The following is a 20820-nucleotide window of genomic DNA, read 5'->3' as shown; positions in this document are numbered from 1 at the left end:
CCTGAATAGGCTTCTTCTGCGCCTCGCGCGCAATTTCAATGTCCGATTTATAGCTCATTGGGCAAAACCCCCGGTTGGAAAAGTCTGACAACGTCTTGGCCGGATCGGCAGCGCACCAACCCAGATTCGTTTATTTTTCTTTAAAGTAAATAATTATTCCCCTGGGTCAATACGCGAGTTGTAGTTGCCAAACAGCCCACAGCCAAACTCACCATCAATGCCCAGCCACCAACAACCCAATTCAGGCGTATCTTTTCCGACCTTCACTAAGACCCAGCAGCCAATCTTCGACTATCAACTGCTCTGGAAAAGCACTGTTGAAAGGCCTTTTCAGCAGGTAATATCCCGACTCAGTTCGCACCGATGCGCCCTGGACTGGCCTGACCAAAGCGCCGCTTTCAAGCAATGGGTCAACAAGATGGGCCCAGCCCAACGCAATGCCCAATCCATCAACCGCTGCCTGTACTGACAATGGGTAAGTGTTGAACGCGACTGCCTGTTCCATTGATGATGTTGATACACCATTGCCGCTGAACCACGCTCGCCACGTCATCCATTCTGCATGCGCGCTGGTGACCTCAATAAGGTCAAGTTCCGGTAACGCAGAAATATCCGCGGCATTGGGATTACTTTTGAGGTACTCGGGGCTGCAAACCGGAAAAACGGTTTCTCCGAACAGAAGCTTTGCCTCGTACCCCGGCCAGTCGCCATCCCCCCGCAGAATTGTCAGGTCCATAGAATCTGACAGGCATTCTGCGTCACTGTCAGAAGACACTAAAGAGATACGTATTCGGCCATTGGATTTGTTGAACTTGCGAAGTTGCGGCATCAGCCAAAGAGACGCAACAGAATTGGTCGCCGAGATCGAAACCGTATTTGCCTGATGCTTGGCCAGCATGTCTCGGCTAACATCCCGCATCAGGTCCAGTGATTTTTCCACGGTCGCCAACAGGATGGCACCCTGTTGAGTAAGGGAAACAGAACGATGACCCCTTACGAATAAGGGCACGTCATAGTGCTGTTCCAGCAAGCGTACTTTGCGGCTGATTGCGGTCTCTGAGATGTTCAGCACCTTGCTGGCTTGCGCAAAACTCTGTGCCTTGGCAGCGGCTTCAAATGCCAACAAATAGTCTAGCGGCGGCAAGACTTTCCCGGTGACTGGCGCTTTTTTTGGCATTTGGGGGCCTTTTCCCGAGCTGGACGACGGCGCGATCAAAAACATTTGCCCGCATCTGGCAACATTCGATCAGGCAACTGTCTGTTAAGATAGCAAAAAGTCGGATTAGCCTCAAGAAATTATGGTCAAAGCCCCTCAAATTTCTGTTCTGCACATTAGACGATCTTGGGCAGAATGCATGAATTCGGGGCCGGAAGAGTCCTCAACTCAAAAATGAATGTCACTCAGGGAGCAAACATGAAACTTACAAACCTACTTTCTGCTGCAACCTTGGCAGCAGTAGCGGGAACTGGCGCGGCTGCCGAAGACAGCAGCGACCCGATCGTAATCCCCATTCACAACTGGTCCAGCCAGATCGTGATGTCGAACGTTGTAGGCCTGATCTTCGAAGAGATGGGCAACAACGTAGAATATGTCACCACCGACAGTCAGGCCGTCTATGAATCGGTACGTTTGGGCGATGTCGCGCTGGAGATGGAAGTCTGGGAAGGTGCCTTTGGTGCATCCTACCGCGCGGCACTGGAAAAAGGTGGTCTGCATGATGCGGGCGATCATGATGCGGTCACGCGCGAGGATTGGTGGTATCCGATGTGGACCAAGGAATCCTGCCCGGGCCTGCCTGACTGGCAGGCACTGAACGACTGTGCGCACCTGTTCGCCACAGCCGAAACCGGTGACAAGGGCCGTTATCTGGATGGGCCGGTCGACTGGTTGAAGCATGGTAAAGAACGCGCCGAAGCACTGGATCTGAACTTTACGGTGATCAATGCGGGTTCAGCCGCAGCCCTTTGGGCTGAGATTGGCGCGGCAGAGGCCGACAAAACGCCGGTTTTGGTCTTTAACTGGACGCCAAACTTCGCCGAAGCTGTTTGGCCAGGTGAGTTCGTTGAATTCCCGGCATGGGAAGATGGGTGCGACAAGGATCCAGCCAAGGGTCCCAACCCGGAAGCGCTGTATGATTGTGGCAACCCTGCCGAGGGTTACCTGAAAAAGGCGGCTTGGGATGGCATGAAAGACAAGTGGCCGGCCGCGTATTGCGCCCTGACCGAGATTTCTTTCACCAACCCGCAGATTGCTGAGATGGCGAAGCTGGTCGACACTGATGAGCTTGAGCCGGAAGAGGCAGCCGAAGAATGGCTGGACGCCAACCGCGCCGTCATTGATCCTTGGATCAGTGCCTGCAGTACATAATCCGGTTGCATCCACCGAAACTGGCGCGGCCTTGAACATCTCAGCGATGCAAGGCCGCGCTCAACACGAAAGAAAGGCAGCCATGTCCGCCTCAGCGCCTGTCATCTCAGCCAAAAACGTCTGGAAACTGTTTGGGCCCTCGCCAGAGAGCTATCTGAAATCTCTGGCCGCTGGCCGCAGTTTCGATGAGATCCGCGCGGATGGGTACATCGCCGGTGTCAAGGACGTCTCGATTGAGGTCGCTCGTGGCGAGATGCTGGTCATTATGGGCCTGTCAGGATCAGGCAAGTCCACGCTAGTGCGGTGTTTTTCACGCCTACACGATATTACAGGCGGAACGATTGAAGTTGACGGTCAGGACATCATGAGCCTGACTGAACGCGAGCTGATTGAGCTGCGCCGCAACAAGATGGGGATGGTGTTCCAATCCTTCGGTCTGTTGCCACATCGCACGGTATTGGACAACGTCGCCTTCCCGTTGGAAATGCGCGGGCAAGATCGCTACGACCGGCGCGAACGCGCACTGGAGGTCATCAAATTGGTGGGCCTTGAAGGTCGGGAAGAATATTTCCCGCGTGAACTCAGCGGCGGTCAACAGCAAAGGGTCGGTATCGCCCGATCACTGGCGATTGAGCCGGATATCTGGTTTCTGGATGAGCCCTTCTCGGCGCTGGATCCGTTGATCCGCCGTGAAATGCAGGATGAATTCCTCCGTCTGCAAGAAATGCTGGGCAAAACCATCGTCTTCATCACGCATGACTTCGATGAGGCGCTGCGTCTGGCCGATCGGATTGCCATCATGCGCAACGGCGCGGTCGAACAGTGTGACACCCCCGATCAGATCGTGATGAACCCTGCCACCGAGTATGTGGCCAAATTTACCGAAGATGTCGACAAGGCCCGGGTCGTACATGCGAAGGGGCTTGCAAAGCCTGTGAATGGTCATGCTTTGGAGGGCGCGCCGATCAATGGCGGCTCGACTATTCACGAATTGGCGCGGGTACTGGTAAATGACAAGCGCATCCTATTGCCGGTCGCGAATGACAAAGGCGTTGTCACCGGGGTTCTGGAACGTGACACCGCGTTGAATGTTCTGCTTGGGGCGGAATGATGGCGACGCTGTCCACCGACATATCGGACACAAGGGACGGCCCGTGGGGGCAAACCAAAGTCCTAACCGCGCTGCTGGTCACCGCTATTGCACTGATCCTGGCTAAGGCAATTGGCATTCTGCCCGAGTGGCTGAATCGCATTCCTGAGGCTGCAATCCCGCCAACGGCACAGGTTTTGGACGCGATATTCAACTTCATTCAAAACGATCTCGGTCTGATCTATGTCACCCGCTTTATTGCAGAAGGCCCGCTTGAGTTTCTGCTGGATACCTCGGCGAACCTATTGGAGGGCAAGCGTCGCTGGCCCTATCTGGGCCCGATCCCATGGTCCGCGATTGCCGCAGTGGCAGCCGTCGTCGGCTATGCCGTTGGTGGATGGCGTTTGGCTGCCTTGGGCGCGGGCACCTTCATCTGGACCGCGGCAATCGGACAGTGGAAAATCGCCATGCAGACGATGTCCGTCATCGTGGTTGCGGCACCATTGGCTTTCTTGCTGGGTCTGGTACTAGGCATCGCGGCCTGGAAATACGGCTGGTTCGAGCGGTTGCTGAAACCCATCCTGTCCGTACTGCAAACCCTGCCCTTCTTTACGTATCTCTTGCCAGCAGTGATCTTCTTTAAGGTCGGACCGACAGCTGGGGCCGTCGCAACAATTACCTTTGCCATCCCACCGATGATCCTGATGACCACTCTGGGCCTGAAAAAGGTCAGCCCGGAAGTGATCGAAGCAGGCCAGATGTCTGGCTGCACACGCTGGCAGATGTTGCGCCACGTCTACGTTCCAGCCGCGCGGACCGAGGTTCTGGTCGGCGTCAATCAGGTGATCATGCTGTGTCTTGCGATGGTTGTTCTGACCGCTTTTATCGGAATGCCCGGTCTTGGCGCGAAACTGCTGGCGATGATGGGTAGTTTCAAACTGGGCCGTTCTTTCGAGATTGGCGTAACCATCGTCCTTCTGGCTGTCACGTTGGATCGGATGTCAAAGGCCTGGGTCGTCAAGCAGCCGGTGCACTTCGAACGCGGGACACCATGGTGGAAACGGCACCAGATTTCGCTGGTCGCGCTGGGTCTGTTTGTTGGATTTACTCTGCTGGCCCAGGTGTTTCCGATCCTGGCTGAAGTTGGTCGCAAGCAGCATCTCAGCCAGGGCAAAGAAATCGACGTGGTGATCAAGTCGTTCCTGGCCATAGACGCGATCAAGGGCACAACCGAATGGCTGCGCTGGTTCCTTAACGTCAAGGTTTTGATCCCGTTCCGGAATACGCTACTCGCCATTCCGACTCCCGCTTTCATCCTGCTGGTTGTATCCTTTGCCTATTGTGTCGGTGGCCGAAAGCCCGGCATCTACGCCGCAATCTTCTTTACGATTGTCGCCTTCTCGGGCTGGTGGGATCGGTCGGTCATCACGCTTTATACTGTGATTTCAGCAGTCGCGCTGGCGACTATGATCGGTATCCCCTTGGGCGTTGTTGCAGCGCGGTCCAACCGCTGGTCCAAAAGCATCCTGCTGGCCTGCGACACCGCGCAAACCTTCCCAAGCTTCATTTACCTGATCCCCGCGATCATGCTGTTTGGGGTCAATGATGTGGCAGTTGTGTTCTCAATCCTGATCTTCGCCGCCGTGCCGCTGATCCGGTACACGATTATTGGCCTCAGTAATGTACCGCCGGAAATGACCGAGGCGGCAGACATGTCCGGCTCGACCCGGCGGCAAAAGCTGATGTCGGTCCAATTCCCGCTGGCCCTGCCGACAATGGCGGTCGGGTTTAATCAGGCAATCATGTTCGCCTTTTTCATGGTTATCATTGCCGCCTTCATCGGTACGCAAGATCTGGGACAAGAACTGCAGCGAACACTGGCGGGCACCGAACTGGGTAAGAATTTTGTGCTGGGTCTGAACGTGTCCCTGATGGCGCTGACCTTTGACATGGCGATCAGCAGTTGGGCTGAAAAACGAAAAAAACGGTTGGGGCTTGATTGAGATGGCACAGCATCAAATCCCACGCACCGTTACCCGTTTCGACGATCCCGGGTTTGTCCGGATGCGTATGGAAGGCCGACCCGACGAACAAGTTTGGTGGAAGAATGTCAGCTTTGATGAGGGAACCGGGCAAGGCAGCTATCTGATGAAGATGGCAGCGGGCACACGTTCAAGCCCGCATATCCACCATGGACCAGAAGAGTTCTTCATCCTCGAAGGCGATCTGACAGATCACGATGGATTTTGCTATCGCAGCGGCGACTTTGTCAGCCTCGCTGCTGGGTCCAGCCACTATTCGCAAACCGAGGCGGGATGCCTATTGGTTGTCACCCACCGCGGTGCAACCGAGATCATTCAGGAAGATGCACTATGAATGTGAAGCCGGTATTCGAAGTTCCGTTCGAACGCAGCGGAGTTCTGGCCCCCGGCCTTCCGATCCTGCCGCATGGAACGGAACGCCACCCGGTCCCAGGAATGGGGTCGCGCGCTGTTCCGATTTCCAAAGGTGATACGATAACCTTGTTGGACCGCGACGGGATGCAACAGGCCGAGATGGTCTTCTTTGCCCCTGACCGGAGTTCTGATGCGGCCATGCTGGGTGCTTTGGGACATGGACGTCCGGATGGTTTGATTGCGACGCTGGCAAATGGATCGCCGTCTGGCAAGAAAGTGCTGCGCGCTCTGGAAGTTGCCGGATTTGACATCGGAGTAGGTGACGCGGTTCGGGCGTTTACCGACGGGTCGCGCCCCGGTGACATGGTGCATTTCGTCGCCGAATGTGATGGCCTTCTGATCGTGGCTGCACCCGGCAAGGCGATGCGCCCCGAAGATAACAACCCTCCCACGGATATCATCCTGTACATTCAGCGCTCTGCACCCGGTTTGGAAAAACCCGATGTGGGACCACCCGAACCGCTGGCCAATCCGCTCAGGGACTTCAATATTCAGCCGGGCAATGCCCACTCGTACGAGGTCAGGGCCGGTGAGTTCATTCAGATTGTCGATGTTCGCGGGCGTGAGTGCTCGGATTTTCAGGCCTTCAGCCAACGGGCACTGGATCAGGGGATCGAACGCGAGATTGATCCCACAACAACGCGTAGCCTGATGGGCAGCTTGTATCCGAAACCGGGGATTTTTTCGAAGTATTGGTCAGTTGATCAGGAACCGCTGATAGAGATCGTTCAGGATACGTGCGGACGCCATGACACGTTTGGCCTTGCCTGTACGGCGCGGTATTATGAAGATCTCGGTTACCCCGGCCACGTGAATTGCTCGGACAATATCAATAAAGACTTGGATCAGTATGGCATCAAATCACGTGGTGGTTGGCCTGCAATCAACTTCTTTTTCAACACGATGCTGGACGACACCAACGCCATTGGCATGGACGACCCCTGGTCGCGCCCCGGTGACTTCGTCTTGTTGCGCGCGCTGACCGATCTGGTCTGCGTCAGCACCGGCTGTCCCTGCGACATTGATCCAGCAAATGGCTGGAATCCAACCGATATTCAGGTGCGAACCTACAAGGCGACCGAGGATTTCAAAAGATCCTACGGCTATAGAAAATCTGCGGAGGCGGATGTGGAAGAAACCAAGAAAACTGCATTTCACGACTGCTTTGCACGGCACACCCGTGATTTCGTCGAATATAACGGCTATTGGCTGCCCAACACGATGACCAATCACGGCGCGATTGCCGAATACTGGGCCTGCCGCGACAAGGTTGCGGTTATGGACCTCAGCCCTTTGCGGAAATACGAAGTTGTCGGACCCGATGCAGAAGAGCTGTTGCAGCTTTGCGTAACCCGCAACATGAAAAAGCTAAGCGTTGGTCAGGTCGTGTATACCGCGATGTGCTATGAACACGGCGGTATGATCGACGATGGTACGGTTTATCGATTGGGTGAAACAAACTTTCGCTGGATTGGCGGGAATGACACGAGCGGATTGTGGCTGCAGGAACAGGCCCTCAAACGCAATATGAATGTCTGGGTGCGCAATTCGACTGATCAATTGCACAACATTGCGGTTCAAGGGCGGTACAGTCGCGACATCCTTTCCAAGATCTTTTGGACACCGCCTCAGCAACCGACGATCGAAGAACTGCCATGGTTCCGGCTTACCGTGGCTCGGGTTGGTGATGTGCAGGGGACATCTGTCGTAATTTCTCGGACCGGGTATTCAGGTGAGCTGGGATATGAAATCTTCTGCCATCCCAAAGATGCCGTCGAGATCTTTGATCGCGTCTGGGAGGTTGGCCAGGAATATGGCATAGCTCCGCTTGGACTTGCGGCACTGGATATGGTGCGGATCGAAGGTGGCTTGATTTTTGCCGGGTCCGAATTCGACGATCAAACCGATCCCTTCGAGGCAGGCATCGGCTTCACCGTTCCACTGAAGTCAAAGCCCGACGATTTTATCGGGCGGGCAGCGATTGAAGAACGCAAGACCCATCCTCATCGCAAACTGGTCGGTTTCGAGATTGAGGGCGGCACGGTCCCCTCGCCCGGCGACTGTGTGCGTTTAGGAAAGGCGCAGGTTGGAGAGATTACCAGCGCGATGAAATCACCCGTTCTGGGCAAGGTTATTGCGTTAGGCCGGGTTTCGGTCACTCATGCCGTCGTCGGAGCTGACATTGAAATCGGGCAACTGGACGGCCAACAAAAGCGTCTGAAAGCCAAAATAGTGCCTTTCCCTCATTTTGACCCGACAAAGGAACGCGTAAAGGGCAACTATTCAATTGTTGATGTTCCTGATGCAGCAGAATGACGACTCCTTAACAAAACTGTTGGTCACAGAGAGTCTCCCGTCAGGGTGCATCGTATGCGAAGAATGACCTTCGCAAAACTGCGCGACAGCAAGAGTTTTGTCTGCCCCGCTCCAGCATCCGATATCGAACCTCGCAATAGCGTCTCGTTGTGTTTTTGGCTTTCACTTTTAACGGTTATACTCGTTCATCCGACCATTGGACTGGCTGCCGGATGCGCACGAATCTCTGCACTTGAGAGCTTTAATGACACCGGGGTTGCGCCATTTGGGTCGGTATGTCTGGCATTCGATGGTTTAGGTAATTCCCGCGGCGTTTCGTGCTATTGGGAATTTCAGTTTAGAAGCGATGAGGCCGCAAGCTACTTTGACGACACATGGGCTGAAATAACCCATTGTCGAGACGGTACTCCTGCTCCAAACGATCCGCATGTCAATCATCCCGACAGCTATAAGCTTAGAGAATTGGACGCCGGAATCCGTGTCTATCGGGTTGCCATTAAAGACAAGAGCCAAGAGAAGCGCACACTGGTTTTCCTGAGCGTCGAGCACAACAACTGAGACGACTGTTTGACGTCATTTCCATTGGGATCGTTGAAAACTGCGTTTGCTACAACCAACTTGAATGTGAAAAGGGTTCTGTCCGGCGTCAGGAACCGTGATCTTTAATGACTTTGTCGCAAACTTTTTACCTTCTGACTGAGGTGAGGCCATCGTGTAAAAGGCGTTACGGATATAGACGGAAGCTAGCCGCGGCAATCTCATTCAAAGGTGCGCATTTTCCAAAAGAAGTGATCCTGCAAGCGGTGTTCCTCCACCTCCGGCACTCAGTTTCGGCTACCCGATCCTGATTGATATGGTCAGGCGGAAATCCATGAATAGCATCATTGAGCAAGATCACCCTTTCATCAAACGGCTCACCATCTCTATTGGTGTCGGCCAACCGAAGCTCTTCAGCATTTGTTGGTAGCCTTGAGGCTCGCAATGTTGGCACCGTTTTTGTCGATCACAATCTTCTTCGGCAACGCATTGGTCTCCAACATTTGCCTCTCTCGGTCTGATGATTTTTGCTGGTCAGTTCTCAGCCCTTCTTCCTGTGCCTCATCGCTATGTTTTTATTGCCGGCGTCTTTGGTTTCACTCTGACGGCAAAAGTTCAGGCGTGGACTTGGGCTGGCCTGGCTTATGATCCAAGCGGCCTGTCAGAAGGGGCAGCGCAATTGCCGTGCTGGGATTTGGTGAGAACAAAATTGTTCCACCCTGGTTGACCTGGTTCAGTATAGTGTTTGGTGTTGAACAGGCCATCGAAACCATCACGATTTTCGGGCATTCAGGGTTCGTTGCACCGGGTGGAACAATGAATGTCTATCTTGGTGTTTTGCTCGGATTTATCTGGGTGGGCGGGGTCCTTAGCTGGTCAATGCAACGGTTGGAAAAAGCCTAAAGGTTAGCATCTTCCGTGCAAATTGATTGTGGGTGTCCATCGTTCCGCAGTATCGAGTGCGGGCACAATGGAAGCGGCAGACCGATTAACATTTTCGTATTTGGGACACGGCTCTTTTGACTATCCCTGGCTCCAGAGCCTGGCAGTACTCCGAACTGCTTGCGACCTATCTGTTGGATGAGATTCCCGGCCAAAGTCCGCTTCGGGGAATCTGCAATGCAGCGTGAGCAACTGAGACGAATGGCGGTTCTGGGCCGCGAATTACTCGGGCACGCCATTGCGCGCGAGTGTGTTGGCTCAATGCGAAAAGTTCCAGTCGCAAGCTCGTTGCATTTTTTGTCGTATAATGCTGACCTTACCAGACAGATGCGTGCAACCTGTGCGTGCCGATCCGAAAGGGCATCCTATGGCCAATACTGATCCTGCAAATTTGCACTTTGTGACAAACCCGCTCCTGAACAAAGGTACTGCCTTTTCTCTAAACGAACGAGAAAAGTTTGGATTATTGGGTCTTCTTCCACCACACATCGAAACGCTCGAAACCCAGGTTGACCGCGTCTATGCCGCCTTTGAACGTGAAGAGACGTCGCTGGATAAGCATGTCTATCTGCGTGGCCTGCAGGATGACAACGAAGTTCTGTTTTACGCTCTATTGGTGCGACATCTATCAGAGATGATGCCGATAATTTACACACCCGTCGTGGGTGACGCATGCAAGAAGTTCAGTGAGATCTACGATCACCCACGCGGATTGATCATTTCCTACCCCGAGCGTGACCGGATCGATGACATACTTGAGAATGCCGTCCTACCCTCAGTTGAGGCCATAGTCGTCACCGATGGAGAGCGGATTTTGGGTTTGGGCGATCAAGGCGCGGGCGGCATGGGAATTCCGATCGGAAAGCTCTCGCTTTATACCGCTGCGGGCGGAATAAGCCCGTCTGTAACGCTCCCGGTGGTACTGGACGTCGGCACCAACAATAAAGAACGGCTGGAAGATCCCCTGTATATCGGATGGCGGAATGAACGCGTCAGCGGCGATGAGTACTTTGACTTTGTCGATCTTTTTGTACAGGCGGTAAAGCGTAAGTGGCCGGATGTGTTGCTGCAATTCGAAGATTTTGCTCAGCAACATGCGGCACCCCTGCTTGCGCGGTATCGCGATCAGCTCTGTACATTCAATGATGATATTCAGGGTACGGCGGCGGTAACGGCGGGTACGTTGCTGGCTGCCTCAAATGTCACCGGCATTCCGCTAAAGGACGCTACCATCGCGTTTCTTGGAGCGGGATCAGCGGGAGTGGGTATCGCTGAGCAACTGGTTCAACTCATGGTTCGCCAAGGATTACCCGAAACCGAGGCACGCGAACGCATCTACATGGTGGACCGGAACGGGTTGTTAACCGATGCGATGAAAGACCTTCTGCCGTTCCAAACGCAAATTGTCCAACCCCTCAACAAAGTAGGGAGCTGGTCCGATGGTGAAATTTCTCTGTTGGACGTGATTAACCAGGCCGAACCCAACATATTGGTGGGTGTCAGCGGTCAGGCAGGCTTGTTCTCTGAAGAGATCATTCGGGCGATGGCGGCTCACACAGAACATCCTGTCGTATTGCCGCTGTCGAACCCGACATCGCGAATTGAGGCCGTGCCTGCGGATATTATCCGCTGGTCAGATGGTCATGCATTGGTCGCCACCGGAAGCCCGTTTGATCCTGTTGTCTACAACGGCAAGACGCACCATGTCGCACAGTGTAACAACTCCTACATTTTCCCAGGCATGGGGTTGGGTGTGCTGGCCGCAGGCGCGCGTCGCGTCACTGACGGAATGTTCATGGCCGCCGCCGAGGCTCTCGCCACGTTGTCACCTGCGAAGTCCGATCGCACAGCCAGCTTGCTGCCCGATGTGGGGGACATCCGCGAGGTCAGCAAAGCTATCGCATTTGCCGTTGGGCAACAGGCGCAGTTGGATGGGGTTGCGCCTAAATCCACGGGGGATGACTTGAAAGCGGCAATAGATGCGAAGTTCTGGACCCCGCATTATGAGGGGATTGCCTAAAGCAGATCAGGCTGGAGTGACCGCTAGGTCTTACATTGCACATTCAGAACCCACCGCGTCCAAATAGAGAATGAATCAGTATGGTTCTGAATACGACGGCTACGCCACCTTACGCCTGAGCGGCTTTTGCATCGCAGCACAAAGGGCACCCACCAGCAGGACCGCAGAAGCCACCACAAGGCTATCTCCAATTTCTCCGGTCAAGTCGCCAATGATACCAGCCCCGATTGGTCCTAGTGTCTGTGAAATGGCGAAAACAACTGTAAAAAAGCTTATGGTTGCACCCCAATCCTGCTGATCCACGTTCTGGCGGACAAAGCTGGTGACCGCAGTGGGTGGCATAAAGACCGATAGCCCGAACACCAGTGCCGACAAAATTAATCCATATCCAGATGGAACCAGGATTGGCAGGGCTGATCCAAATGCGACCCCGGTAAGGATTAGCGCCAACGGCGTTCCGGATGGAAAGCGGGCCAAGACCCCGCGCCAAACAAAAGGAGACGCCATAATACTGACCCCAAGAACCATCCATGTTGCGGTGGTCAAAAGGACGCTGGAGTGCTGCTCCTTCATCCAGACCGAGATAAAAGTGACGTACACAATGTAACCCAATCCAAACAGCGCATACCCGCCGAGTTCGCCAAGCATTCTGCGCACCGGTGGGATGGAAGGCAGTGCGGCGTCATGCTCGGTTTCGTTCAATTTTGTGGAAGCCCAAACCGAAAATGGGCAAATGACCAGGGCTGCCAACCCGACCCCGATCCACGCCCAGTCCCAATATTGTGGTCCGAATACGTCCAACATACTCGGAAGGATCGCGCCACATAATGCGATACCAAATCCACCGCCACCGCCAAAGTATAAGGCGATGGCCAATGCATTCTTTCGGGCGCTGGTTTGGAACAGCGATGCTGCCAGTACGCCGCCGGACACAAAGGAAAGAGCACCAAACAACCCAACCAAAGTACGACAAGCAGTTTGAAACACGAGGCTCTCATCAAACCCGGTCGCCAAAAGGCACAGTGCGGTCGCCACAGTTCCGCTTGCAAATAATCGCGACGGAGAAAAATGCCGGATCAGTAAAAGCGTTAGAATCGAACCCACTATGTAGCCAATCGAATTGGCCGTATTGAGCCACCCGGATTGAGTGAGGCTCCAGCCAAGGCTACTTTTCATTGATGGCAGGATTAGTCCGTATGCAAAGCGACCAAAAGCGTTGGATATGCTGACACCAAGCGCAAGGCCCAGCAAAATGAGCCACGGGTTGGTAGGTTTTGCGGCGGCCATGAACATCCTTCCAGGTTGAACCACACCGTGCCTCAAGGCACCTGACCGTGCAATCCTAACTGTTCGGGCGCGGATACTTTCGGTAGGGCTTGAGCAGCTTAAGAGTGCCTATTTACAACAAGTTGCGGTTCGACTTCCAATGCCGCATTTCGCGCTGAGGGAATGAGATCCTCAGTTCCGTTGCCCATCGTCACCGCTTCTTATCTCAGGTCAGCATTTCGCATCTGCGACCTGATCGTCCACGGTATCACAGTATATGCGCGGCACCGCTTTCTTTCGCCGCCATCCGCTTCAACGCCATCCGGTCCAACTTGCCTCCCATGGTCAGCGGCAATGCACTAACGATCCGAACCACATCCGGCGCCTTGTATCCGATCTGTTTCCGCGCGAAGTCGATGATATCTCCGGGGCGCACCGGTTTCGCCCCTTCGACCAAGCTCACAAACCCCCAAACATCTTCACCGTGCATCTCATCTCGCACCCCAACCACCACCGCCGCTGCAACGGCGGGGTGCGCTGTCAGGACATCTTCAACCTCCGCCGGGCTGATGTTCGAGCCGTCATGCACGATGATCTGTTTTTGCCGCCCCCGGAACCAGAAATAGTCATCCTCATCCCGTCGCATCAAATCGCCTGTATCGAGCCAGCCATCCCGAAACGCTGCCGCTGTCGCACCCGGGTCGTCCCAATACCCCGTCATCATCGTCGGGCTCTTGACCCAGTGCCGGCCGTCCACTCCCACGGGCACCTCCAACCCGGCCTCATCACGAAGCGCCGAGACATAGCCTGGATTGTTCAATCCAATGGAACCGACTTTCTCTACTCCTCCATGTGTGTTCGAATGTGACGTCCCCATTTCAGTCATTCCATAAAACGCCCCGATCGGCACACCCGCCAACGCGCCAAAGGCGTCGACCAGTGTCTGCGAGGGTTTGTCGCCACCTGCCATCATCGTTCTTAATGAACCAAAGTCTTCGCGCACTGCACCGTGCCCCGTTACCAATGCAGCCAATGGCGCGGGCAATATCTGAGCCACTGTCGGCTTTGTCTGTCGCAGGAGCCCTAGGAGCTCATTGGGCGAAAACTGCCGCACTACGTTCGTTCTGGCACCGGCCCAAAGCCCTGCAAACGTCAGCCGCAACCCGGCTGTATGGGAAATCCACGACGCCGGAAGCACCACATCACCGGGTCCCAACCCCTGAGCATTGCTTGCCACCATAGCTCCCATGCTGGCATGGCTATGCGTCACGCCTTTCGGCTTGCCTGTGGTCCCGGAAGTAAAAAATATAAACGCCGGGGCGTCCGCCCCTATCGTCGGCAATGTCCCCTCAGTCGCACCGTCCATCAGGTCCTTCAAGGCGAGCGCCCCGTCCACTTCGCCTGCATAGGATATCAACCCCAATGGCAGTCGCCCTATGCCTGGCACTGCGGCCACATCCCTGGCGCGTTCGCCATGCACCAACAGCGCCGCCGGCGTCGCCAACCGCAGCGCATAGTCGATATCCGCAGCCGTGTAGCGATAGTTCAGCGGCATCGCCACCAAACCGGCCCGCATGCAGGCCAGATAATGGATCACCAACACCGCCCGGTTCGGCATAATCGAAGCAATTCGGTCCCCCGGATTAAGCCCCAGGCTCAGATATCGAAGCGCCAGCCGTGTACAGGCGGTATCCAGCTCCTGCCAGGTCAAAGCCCCGTCCAACGCGTAAAGAGCAATCGATTTGGGATCCGTCGACAATCCCCGCCGAAAAAGGTTCGTTAAATCCGCAGGAGCGGCCAGCGGCGGCCCGGTTACCGGCATGCATTTCTCTCCAAATGGACCCGCGTCCGAGGGTGCCCTCAACTATCTTCAGTGGACACCCAACGAGCGGATACCAAACACACAATTGGTTGTTCGGTGGATCGAGCATACTGCATTGTTGTCCACTTCCAATAGGAAGCGCAGAAACGCCAACAGAGAGTAAATTTGTCCAATCTGTGGTTCGAGTTGATGTAAAGGCCCATTCAGGCTCAGGATCTTTTCTGTTGATTTGATCGCGCGATGTCATTCGATTGGGTGGCCGCACAGACCGATACTAGAGTTTTGACACAGACAGCACTCACTAGTTCAAAACAGATTTCGGCTTCCAGCTTCTCCGTGACAGAGCCAAGCGAAACTCCCTTGGTTTTGCGAATCCGGCTTTCGTGAATAGGATGTGCCCAGTTCTTTTGGATAAATTGTATTGGAGTAATGGCATGGCAACAGGGCGCTGGACTGTCGGATCATATCTAGCAAAGAGACTGCAAGAAGCTGGCATTGCGGATTATTTTGTTGTTCCCGGCGATTACAATTTGGTGCTTCTGGATGAGCTGCTTGGCAATCGGGATCTGCGGATGATCAGTTGCTGTAACGAGCTCAACGCAGGCTACGCAGCAGACGGGTATGCTCGCGCAACCGGGGGGCCGTCAGCGGCTGTCGTCACTTATTCGGTCGGAGGGTTGAGCCTTTTGAATGCCGTCGCAGGCGCCTATGCCGAAGATCTTCCATTGATCGCGATTTCCGGTGGGCCGAACACAAACTCAGAAGCCGAGTGGGAATATCTGCACCACACGCTTGGCGAGGTTGAATACGATTACCAGCGCGAGATGTTCGCCCGCGTCACCGCTGAGGCTGTTAAGATTCATCATCCGTCTCTTGCGCCTGTCGCGATCGACAGGGCGATAGACACCGCAATGCTTCGACGCAAACCGGTCTATATCGAAATCGCCTCGAACATTGCTGGAGCACCTACGTCCGCGCCTGTACCGCGTAGTTTCGCCAGGCAGTCCAGCAGTGATCCGAACACATTAACGACTGCGGTCTCTCAAGTTTCTGAATTCCTGAATACGGCAGAGCGACCAGTACTTGTCGCGGGAAGCAAAGTGCGCGCGGGTCAGGCCGAACGCCCCTTGCGCAGCCTTGCCGTGGCCTGCGAATACGCCCAGGCATCAATGCCCAATGCCAAGAGCTTTCTGCCTGAGACAAGCGAAGGCTTCATGGGGATTTATTGGGGGCCGGTCAGCACGCCGGGCTGTGGGGAAATTGTCGATGCCGCCGACGGGCTGCTGTTTGTCGGCCCTGTTTTCACCGATTACACTACGACGGGTCATCAGCTTGGTTTTAATCCCGGCAAAGCGGTTATGGTGCATCCAACGTCCATACAGTTGGGTGACACACATTTCAGCAATGTCCGCATGGATGAATTTCTGGATGCGCTAACTGACAAGCTTACGCCGAACAGCGGTGCTGTCGCGGCCTTCGAACGTGTCAGAACCGAACAAAACCCGCCAGCGCCCGGTGATGCCAAAACACCGGTGACGGTTCGCCAACTATTCGCCCGCGTGCAGAAGATGCTGGATAAGGACAGCACGTTACTCGTGGAGACGGGTGACTCATGGTTCAACGGCATAGAGACCAAACTGCCCGAGGGCACGCGGTTCGAGATACAAATGCAGTATGGATCCATTGGCTGGTCTGTCGGTGCATCGCTGGGATACGCCTTAGGTAACAGGAAGCGCCGGTTGATCTCGTGCATTGGCGACGGTTCGTTCCAACTGACCGCGCAAGAGATTTCGACCATGATCCGGTATAACGCAAAGCCGATTATTTTCCTCATCAACAATGGCGGCTACACGATCGAAGTAGAAATCCACGATGGCCCATATAACACCATCAAGAATTGGGACTACGCCGGTTTGATTGATGTGTTTGGCGCCGGAGAGGGTAACGCCTGGGGATGCAAGGTGAAAACAGAAGGCGAATTGGACAAGGCCATCAAAACAGCTCTGGATCATGACGGTCTTTGCCTGATCGAAGTTCTGATTGATCGGGAAGATTGCAACGTCAACCTGTTGCGGTGGGGTAATCAGGTCGCACGAAACAACGGTCGGCCCAATCGATGCAGATAGAGAGTTACTCGGGACAATCCGGACAGTTGGTCAATTGACAACACATGACTGGCGCAATCCGATCCGCGGTGTTTTTTCAGCCGAACATAGGGAATTAATATGCTGAATGGTGCGATGCTCGTCTGGTTTCTTTTGACTGGTGTCAGCGTGGGCTTTGTCATTTGGGATTCGATCAGCAACGGCGTTACGAGTTGGGTACAGCGAACCGCATGGATACTCGTAACGTTGTACACCGGTCCGGTCGGCTTGTTCTTCTACTTGCTTGCATGTCGCCGCCCATTCCCGGGAGGTCACGACCAGTATACGCGCGCAACTTGGAAACAAGGTATCAATAGCGAAATGCACTGCGTTGCAGGTGATGCCACGGGCATCATTTTTGCTGCCATCCTCGTCCACTTCCTGGACCTTTCAAATGGGTGGGACATCTTGGTCGAGTATGCCTTTGGGTTCGTATCTGGTTTGTTTATCTTCCAGGCGCTGATGATGATGCCAATGTTCGGGAGTTACGGGCAGGCCGTTCGAAAGACGCTCTTTGCAGAAACGGTTTCGATGAACATGGTTATGACCGGAATGATCCCGACGATGGTTCTGCTTGCGGCTGCGTGGCCGGGATCCGAAGACCCGCTTACCCCACAATTCTGGTTTCGCATGAGCCTTGCGACTGTTGTCGGTGCGGTTGTCGCCTTTCCAATGAACCGATGGTTGGTGGCGAACCACCTGAAACACGGTTGCATGACACTTCCCGGTGCTGATGGCCCGGCACCAGCACTTGGTCATGTTTCCCACGAAAACAGCGAAATGGCAGGCCAAAACGGGCACCAAATGGCCGGGCATCATCACATGCAGATGAAAAGCCTGCCTATTAGAGAAGCAACCGCTTGGGTTCTTTCAACTTACGTAATCCTTATCGCAGCACTGTGGCTGACATCTAAATTCGTGCTGATCAAATTCTGAACAACTCGATTGCGAGTTTATGTTTTCCTGCTTGTCGGCAGAAAAGCGAAATTTCAGCGTCGAGTGACCTCGCAAAAAACCTCAGGAGACTATTACTTCGCCAAAAGTAGCGCCCGGTTTTCAAGGCGCTCAGCCTGAATGTAGATGGAGGTTTGTTTAGCTCCGAACTCGCCACTGGCCTCAATGTCGCAAGCAGGTTCCCGCACGTGTCACATATCTGTCATATTCGTGCGCTAGTCAAAAGTTGCAAAAAAGAGAAAACATAGGAGGCTCCGATGACCTCTCTCAATACTCAGCTATGGGAGCTGATTAAGACGCATAAAATGCCTGATGATGCTGCAGGCACGCCATTCATTGAACAGCTGATGGCCGAAAACCGCATCTCTCGCGATACCGCCAATGTGGCGATCGCCGAATATCAAAAGTTCATGTATCTTTGTGCCACCCGACCAGAACGCAACGTCCCCTCAAAGGCGGTCGATTTGGTTTGGCATTTGCACATGCAACACAGCCGCGACTATTGGGACGTCTTTTGCAAGAAGCTGGGCAAACCAGTACATCACAACCCCGGCGGTCAAGGTCTCCAACATCTGGATGACTACAAATCCACAGTCAAAGCCTATTCGGACTTGTTTGGAACGCCCCCAAAAGGGATTTGGAAGCGGAAAAACAGAGTTGGAACTTTCATAGTGCTGATCTTCTTGCTGGTGTTCATTTGCATCGGCGCCAGTTCCATCGTTCAAAGTGGCGGTTTTTTGTTTGGAGTGCTTTGGCTAAGCGTACCTCTCTTCGTTTTTGTGATCACGCTTAATAGCCTGACCTCCAAAAGTGAGCTGACGCTAATTTTTGAATGCAACGACCCCTTCGCCGACGAGGATTCAGGTGATTGTGGCTCAGGAGATGGCGGTGGTTGCGGCGATTGAATCGCCAAACGTTCAATCTGATTAAATTTGCTCTGCACCGTACTCCAGTCGTAGAACCGAAGCTTCGCCCTCGATCCGTGTACCTCGTAATCGTGATCCTATGATTTTCGGTTAGCCGTTGTAGCACGATGCCACGCAGACACAGATAGCTCATCGCTGGGGTTTCAGGAGTTTGGTTTGGGCACCAAAGATGAAGGCAAGCGAGTTTCTGAAACGTATGAGGACTGCGAACGCTTCAAGTTGGGTTGTCGATCAATTCACTTTGATATCCAAAGAGTGCGGGCAATCCACCCGAATGTAACAATACGATTTTTTCGCCTGGCTTGATCTTCCCGCTTTCGACCAGGTTCAGCAAACCAGCGAACGTTTTCGCAGAATAAACAGGGTCAAGGAAAACCCCTTCCGTCCGTGCCATCTTTTCCAATGCAGCGCGCGTTATTGCATTCAATTTGCCATAACCCGGCGGCAAGGCTTCGTCGAAAACATCGATCTTGTCCTGTAGAAGTCCTGCGTCGATATCCAGCAAGTCCGCAAGCTTCTGCAAAACGGCCTTCATTCGGGCCTGCTGCTTTTCACGATCTCTGCGCACGCAAATCCCAAACACCGAGGCAGTGCTTTCTTCTAACGCCAGACCGGTCAGCAGTCCGCCATGTGTGGCACCGCTACCCGAGGGGACGACGACCGCGTCGAAGTCCGGCATCTGCTGATACAATTCCTGTCCGGCCACGACGTAGCCCAAGGCACCCAAGGGCGGATGGCCCAGCCCCAGATGAATAACGTACGGTTTGTGACCTTTGGCTTTCAATTCTACTGCGCGCGCGTGCAGTGCTGCGTCGGCTCCCGCTTCGTCTTCACCTTCAGGGTAACCCATATGCTCGGCACCAAGGATTTGTGCCAGCAGCACATTCCCGGACGAATAGTACTCCGCCCCCATGTCAGGGACACGCTCTTCCAACTGAAGCACGGATTGCATGCCCAGCTTGGCTGCCGCAGCGGCCGCAGACCGAACGAAATTGGATTGAACGGCGCCGGTGATCAGTATGGTATCAGCACCCTGCTGACGCGCATCTCCGAGATAAAATTCAAGCTGCCGTGTTTTGTTGCCACCAAAACTAAGCCCAGTCAGATCATCACGTTTCAGCCAAAGGTCGATATCCAGTTCTGCCGACAAGTTGTCCAAACGCTCCAAAGGGGTTGGACCCGACATAAGTTTGGCACGTGGAAACCTGTGCAGATTGTTGTTTCGTGTCATCTTGTGACCTTTAAGGTTAAGCCATTGAAAAAGCCCGATGGAACAGAACGCAGCAGGCAATCAAGGATACCACGCGGATCACTGCGATGACGATCGGCTGTGGCAAATAAGGGCCTGCTGCACGACCAATTATGCTGCCGATCAGAGTGATCGCAACGAACCCTATTAACTGCGGTTCATATGAGATTGCTTGGGTTTCGGACAAATTGTGCAACAAGAAAGCTATGCCGTATGCCACCAACGCTATCGGTTGAACCAGTTTCGCTACTTCTTTGGCGGAACGGCCTTTAGCTATCAAACCGAACACCATAAGAGGGCCCGGTGTCGCTGCCCAAACAGTCGCAAGCCCAGACAGTCCTGTAACGAATGAAAACCCAGCGTTGCCAATGGACCCCCGCAAGGGGAGCAAGGTCGTAATCAACCCGATCAGCAATAGACACGCCGTCAGGGCAAGAACAAATGCTTCGCTCAAAAAGGGATACACAACAAGGCCGGCGGCAACTCCGACACAGCATCCAATGACCGCGGTTCGGATTAGTTGACGGTTGTTTTTTAGAACATGCCGGTCTGTCGCTACCACTGATACAAACGTGTTCAGCAAAAGCAAAACGGGAACCGCTGTCGACGTGCCAAGCAAAATCATCATGGGCGGTCCCGCGATAATGCTGAACCCGATGCCAACGCCGACTTGCAGCATTGCGCCAAGGCAGATGGCAATCATCAGGATTGACAGGTCAACGAACACTCA

The 20820-nt window shown here is 54.1% G+C and carries 17 protein-coding genes and 2 pseudogenes; 13 read left to right on the top strand and 6 right to left on the bottom strand.

Annotation, left to right across the window (positions count from 1 at the left end; genetic code table 11):
* Positions 1–241: 241 nt before the first annotated feature.
* Entirely contained in the window at positions 242–1222 is a 981-nt protein-coding gene (locus tag AC2FIO_RS17605) for a LysR substrate-binding domain-containing protein (protein ID WP_496699274.1), read from the bottom strand.
* A 192-nt stretch (positions 1223–1414) separates the two neighbouring features.
* On the opposite strand from AC2FIO_RS17605, the gene AC2FIO_RS17600 reads away from it, so the two are divergent.
* The 7 genes and pseudogenes from AC2FIO_RS17600 to AC2FIO_RS17570 form a co-directional block, all read left to right on the top strand.
* Positions 1415–2368: an ABC transporter substrate-binding protein gene (locus AC2FIO_RS17600; RefSeq protein ID WP_058277107.1), complete on the top strand. Its 954-nt coding sequence runs from the start codon at positions 1415–1417 to the stop codon at positions 2366–2368.
* A gap of 82 nt (positions 2369–2450) precedes the next feature.
* Positions 2451–3479, top strand: coding sequence for a quaternary amine ABC transporter ATP-binding protein (locus AC2FIO_RS17595; RefSeq protein WP_058277106.1), 1029 nt, complete (start codon positions 2451–2453; stop codon positions 3477–3479).
* Positions 3479–5461: an ABC transporter permease gene (locus AC2FIO_RS17590; protein WP_496699272.1), complete on the top strand. Its 1983-nt coding sequence runs from the start codon at positions 3479–3481 to the stop codon at positions 5459–5461. Before AC2FIO_RS17595 ends, AC2FIO_RS17590 begins: the two co-directional genes overlap by 1 nt.
* 1 nt (position 5462) lies before the next feature.
* On the top strand, positions 5463–5834 hold the full coding sequence (locus AC2FIO_RS17585; protein ID WP_282121446.1) for a cupin domain-containing protein: 372 nt from the start codon (positions 5463–5465) through the stop codon (positions 5832–5834).
* Positions 5831–8230: a trimethylamine N-oxide demethylase gene (locus AC2FIO_RS17580; RefSeq protein WP_496699270.1), complete on the top strand. Its 2400-nt coding sequence runs from the start codon at positions 5831–5833 to the stop codon at positions 8228–8230. Before AC2FIO_RS17585 ends, AC2FIO_RS17580 begins: the two co-directional genes overlap by 4 nt.
* A gap of 63 nt (positions 8231–8293) precedes the next feature.
* On the top strand, positions 8294–8788 hold the full coding sequence (locus AC2FIO_RS17575; RefSeq protein WP_496699268.1) for a hypothetical protein: 495 nt from the start codon (positions 8294–8296) through the stop codon (positions 8786–8788).
* 268 nt (positions 8789–9056) lie between these two features.
* A pseudogene (locus AC2FIO_RS17570) lies at positions 9057–9143 on the top strand (IS6 family transposase); the annotation flags it as partial.
* On the opposite strand, the pseudogene AC2FIO_RS17565 reads toward AC2FIO_RS17570, so the two are convergent.
* Positions 9140–9273: pseudogene (locus tag AC2FIO_RS17565) on the bottom strand (IS6 family transposase); the annotation flags it as partial. The pseudogenes AC2FIO_RS17570 and AC2FIO_RS17565 overlap by 4 nt on opposite strands.
* 14 nt (positions 9274–9287) lie before the next feature.
* On the opposite strand from AC2FIO_RS17565, the gene AC2FIO_RS17560 reads away from it, so the two are divergent.
* From AC2FIO_RS17560 to AC2FIO_RS17550, 3 genes are all read left to right on the top strand, one after another.
* Entirely contained in the window at positions 9288–9494 is a 207-nt protein-coding gene (locus AC2FIO_RS17560) for a hypothetical protein (RefSeq protein WP_496699266.1), read from the top strand.
* The gene (locus AC2FIO_RS17555; protein ID WP_496699264.1) at positions 9491–9670 is read left to right on the top strand and encodes a hypothetical protein; all 180 of its coding nucleotides are present in this window, start codon (positions 9491–9493) and stop codon (positions 9668–9670) included. Before AC2FIO_RS17560 ends, AC2FIO_RS17555 begins: the two co-directional genes overlap by 4 nt.
* Positions 9671–10016: 346 nt before the next feature.
* Entirely contained in the window at positions 10017–11729 is a 1713-nt protein-coding gene (locus AC2FIO_RS17550) for an NAD-dependent malic enzyme (RefSeq protein ID WP_496699262.1), read from the top strand.
* A gap of 99 nt (positions 11730–11828) precedes the next feature.
* On the opposite strand, the gene AC2FIO_RS17545 is transcribed toward AC2FIO_RS17550, so the two are convergent.
* Both AC2FIO_RS17545 and AC2FIO_RS17540 read right to left on the bottom strand, forming a co-directional pair.
* Positions 11829–13016, bottom strand: coding sequence for a YbfB/YjiJ family MFS transporter (locus AC2FIO_RS17545; protein ID WP_496699260.1), 1188 nt, complete (start codon positions 13014–13016; stop codon positions 11829–11831).
* A gap of 247 nt (positions 13017–13263) precedes the next feature.
* Entirely contained in the window at positions 13264–14817 is a 1554-nt protein-coding gene (locus tag AC2FIO_RS17540) for a class I adenylate-forming enzyme family protein (protein WP_496699258.1), read from the bottom strand.
* A 434-nt stretch (positions 14818–15251) separates the two neighbouring features.
* Here AC2FIO_RS17540 and AC2FIO_RS17535 point away from each other — a divergent pair, with 434 nt between their 5' ends.
* The 3 genes from AC2FIO_RS17535 (at position 15252) to AC2FIO_RS17525 (ending at position 18820) form a co-directional block, all read left to right on the top strand.
* Positions 15252–16943, top strand: a complete 1692-nt coding sequence (locus tag AC2FIO_RS17535; RefSeq protein WP_496699256.1) for a thiamine pyrophosphate-binding protein — start codon at positions 15252–15254, stop codon at positions 16941–16943.
* 99 nt (positions 16944–17042) lie between these two features.
* Complete coding sequence (locus AC2FIO_RS17530; protein WP_496699254.1) at positions 17043–17897, top strand: DUF4396 domain-containing protein; 855 nt, start codon at positions 17043–17045, stop codon at positions 17895–17897.
* Positions 17898–18172: 275 nt separating this feature from the next.
* Positions 18173–18820 carry a glycine-rich domain-containing protein gene (locus AC2FIO_RS17525; protein WP_496699252.1) on the top strand — a complete coding sequence of 216 codons (648 nt, stop codon included), beginning with the start codon at positions 18173–18175 and terminating at the stop codon, positions 18818–18820.
* A gap of 235 nt (positions 18821–19055) precedes the next feature.
* Here AC2FIO_RS17525 and AC2FIO_RS17520 read toward each other — a convergent pair whose 3' ends face one another.
* Both AC2FIO_RS17520 and AC2FIO_RS17515 read right to left on the bottom strand, forming a co-directional pair.
* Positions 19056–20072 (bottom strand): D-cysteine desulfhydrase family protein, encoded by a 1017-nt coding sequence (locus tag AC2FIO_RS17520; protein WP_496699250.1) that lies wholly within the window; start codon positions 20070–20072, stop codon positions 19056–19058.
* Positions 20073–20088: 16 nt separating this feature from the next.
* A complete protein-coding gene (locus tag AC2FIO_RS17515; RefSeq protein ID WP_496699249.1) occupies positions 20089–20817 on the bottom strand; it encodes a TSUP family transporter in 729 nt (242 codons plus the stop codon).
* Between the last annotated feature and the right edge of the window lie 3 nt (positions 20818–20820).

This window comes from Ruegeria sp. CDSB086, from assembly GCF_059611065.1.
This window is presented reverse-complemented; position numbering and strand designations above follow the sequence as displayed.

Coding starts and splice junctions, on each gene's coding strand:
- AC2FIO_RS17575 (WP_496699268.1), top strand. CDS start 8,294: ATGACCTTCGCAAAACTGCGCGACAGCAAGAGTTTTGTCTGCCCCGCT.
- AC2FIO_RS17580 (WP_496699270.1), top strand. CDS start 5,831: ATGAATGTGAAGCCGGTATTCGAAGTTCCGTTCGAACGCAGCGGAGTT.
- AC2FIO_RS17520 (WP_496699250.1), bottom strand. CDS start 20,072: ATGACACGAAACAACAATCTGCACAGGTTTCCACGTGCCAAACTTATG.
- AC2FIO_RS17540 (WP_496699258.1), bottom strand. CDS start 14,817: ATGCCGGTAACCGGGCCGCCGCTGGCCGCTCCTGCGGATTTAACGAAC.
- AC2FIO_RS17605 (WP_496699274.1), bottom strand. CDS start 1,222: ATGTTTTTGATCGCGCCGTCGTCCAGCTCGGGAAAAGGCCCCCAAATG.
- AC2FIO_RS17560 (WP_496699266.1), top strand. CDS start 9,288: ATGATTTTTGCTGGTCAGTTCTCAGCCCTTCTTCCTGTGCCTCATCGC.
- AC2FIO_RS17530 (WP_496699254.1), top strand. CDS start 17,043: ATGCTGAATGGTGCGATGCTCGTCTGGTTTCTTTTGACTGGTGTCAGC.
- AC2FIO_RS17595 (WP_058277106.1), top strand. CDS start 2,451: ATGTCCGCCTCAGCGCCTGTCATCTCAGCCAAAAACGTCTGGAAACTG.
- AC2FIO_RS17600 (WP_058277107.1), top strand. CDS start 1,415: ATGAAACTTACAAACCTACTTTCTGCTGCAACCTTGGCAGCAGTAGCG.
- AC2FIO_RS17535 (WP_496699256.1), top strand. CDS start 15,252: ATGGCAACAGGGCGCTGGACTGTCGGATCATATCTAGCAAAGAGACTG.
- AC2FIO_RS17550 (WP_496699262.1), top strand. CDS start 10,017: ATGCTGACCTTACCAGACAGATGCGTGCAACCTGTGCGTGCCGATCCG.
- AC2FIO_RS17585 (WP_282121446.1), top strand. CDS start 5,463: ATGGCACAGCATCAAATCCCACGCACCGTTACCCGTTTCGACGATCCC.
- AC2FIO_RS17590 (WP_496699272.1), top strand. CDS start 3,479: ATGGCGACGCTGTCCACCGACATATCGGACACAAGGGACGGCCCGTGG.
- AC2FIO_RS17545 (WP_496699260.1), bottom strand. CDS start 13,016: ATGGCCGCCGCAAAACCTACCAACCCGTGGCTCATTTTGCTGGGCCTT.
- AC2FIO_RS17525 (WP_496699252.1), top strand. CDS start 18,173: ATGACCTCTCTCAATACTCAGCTATGGGAGCTGATTAAGACGCATAAA.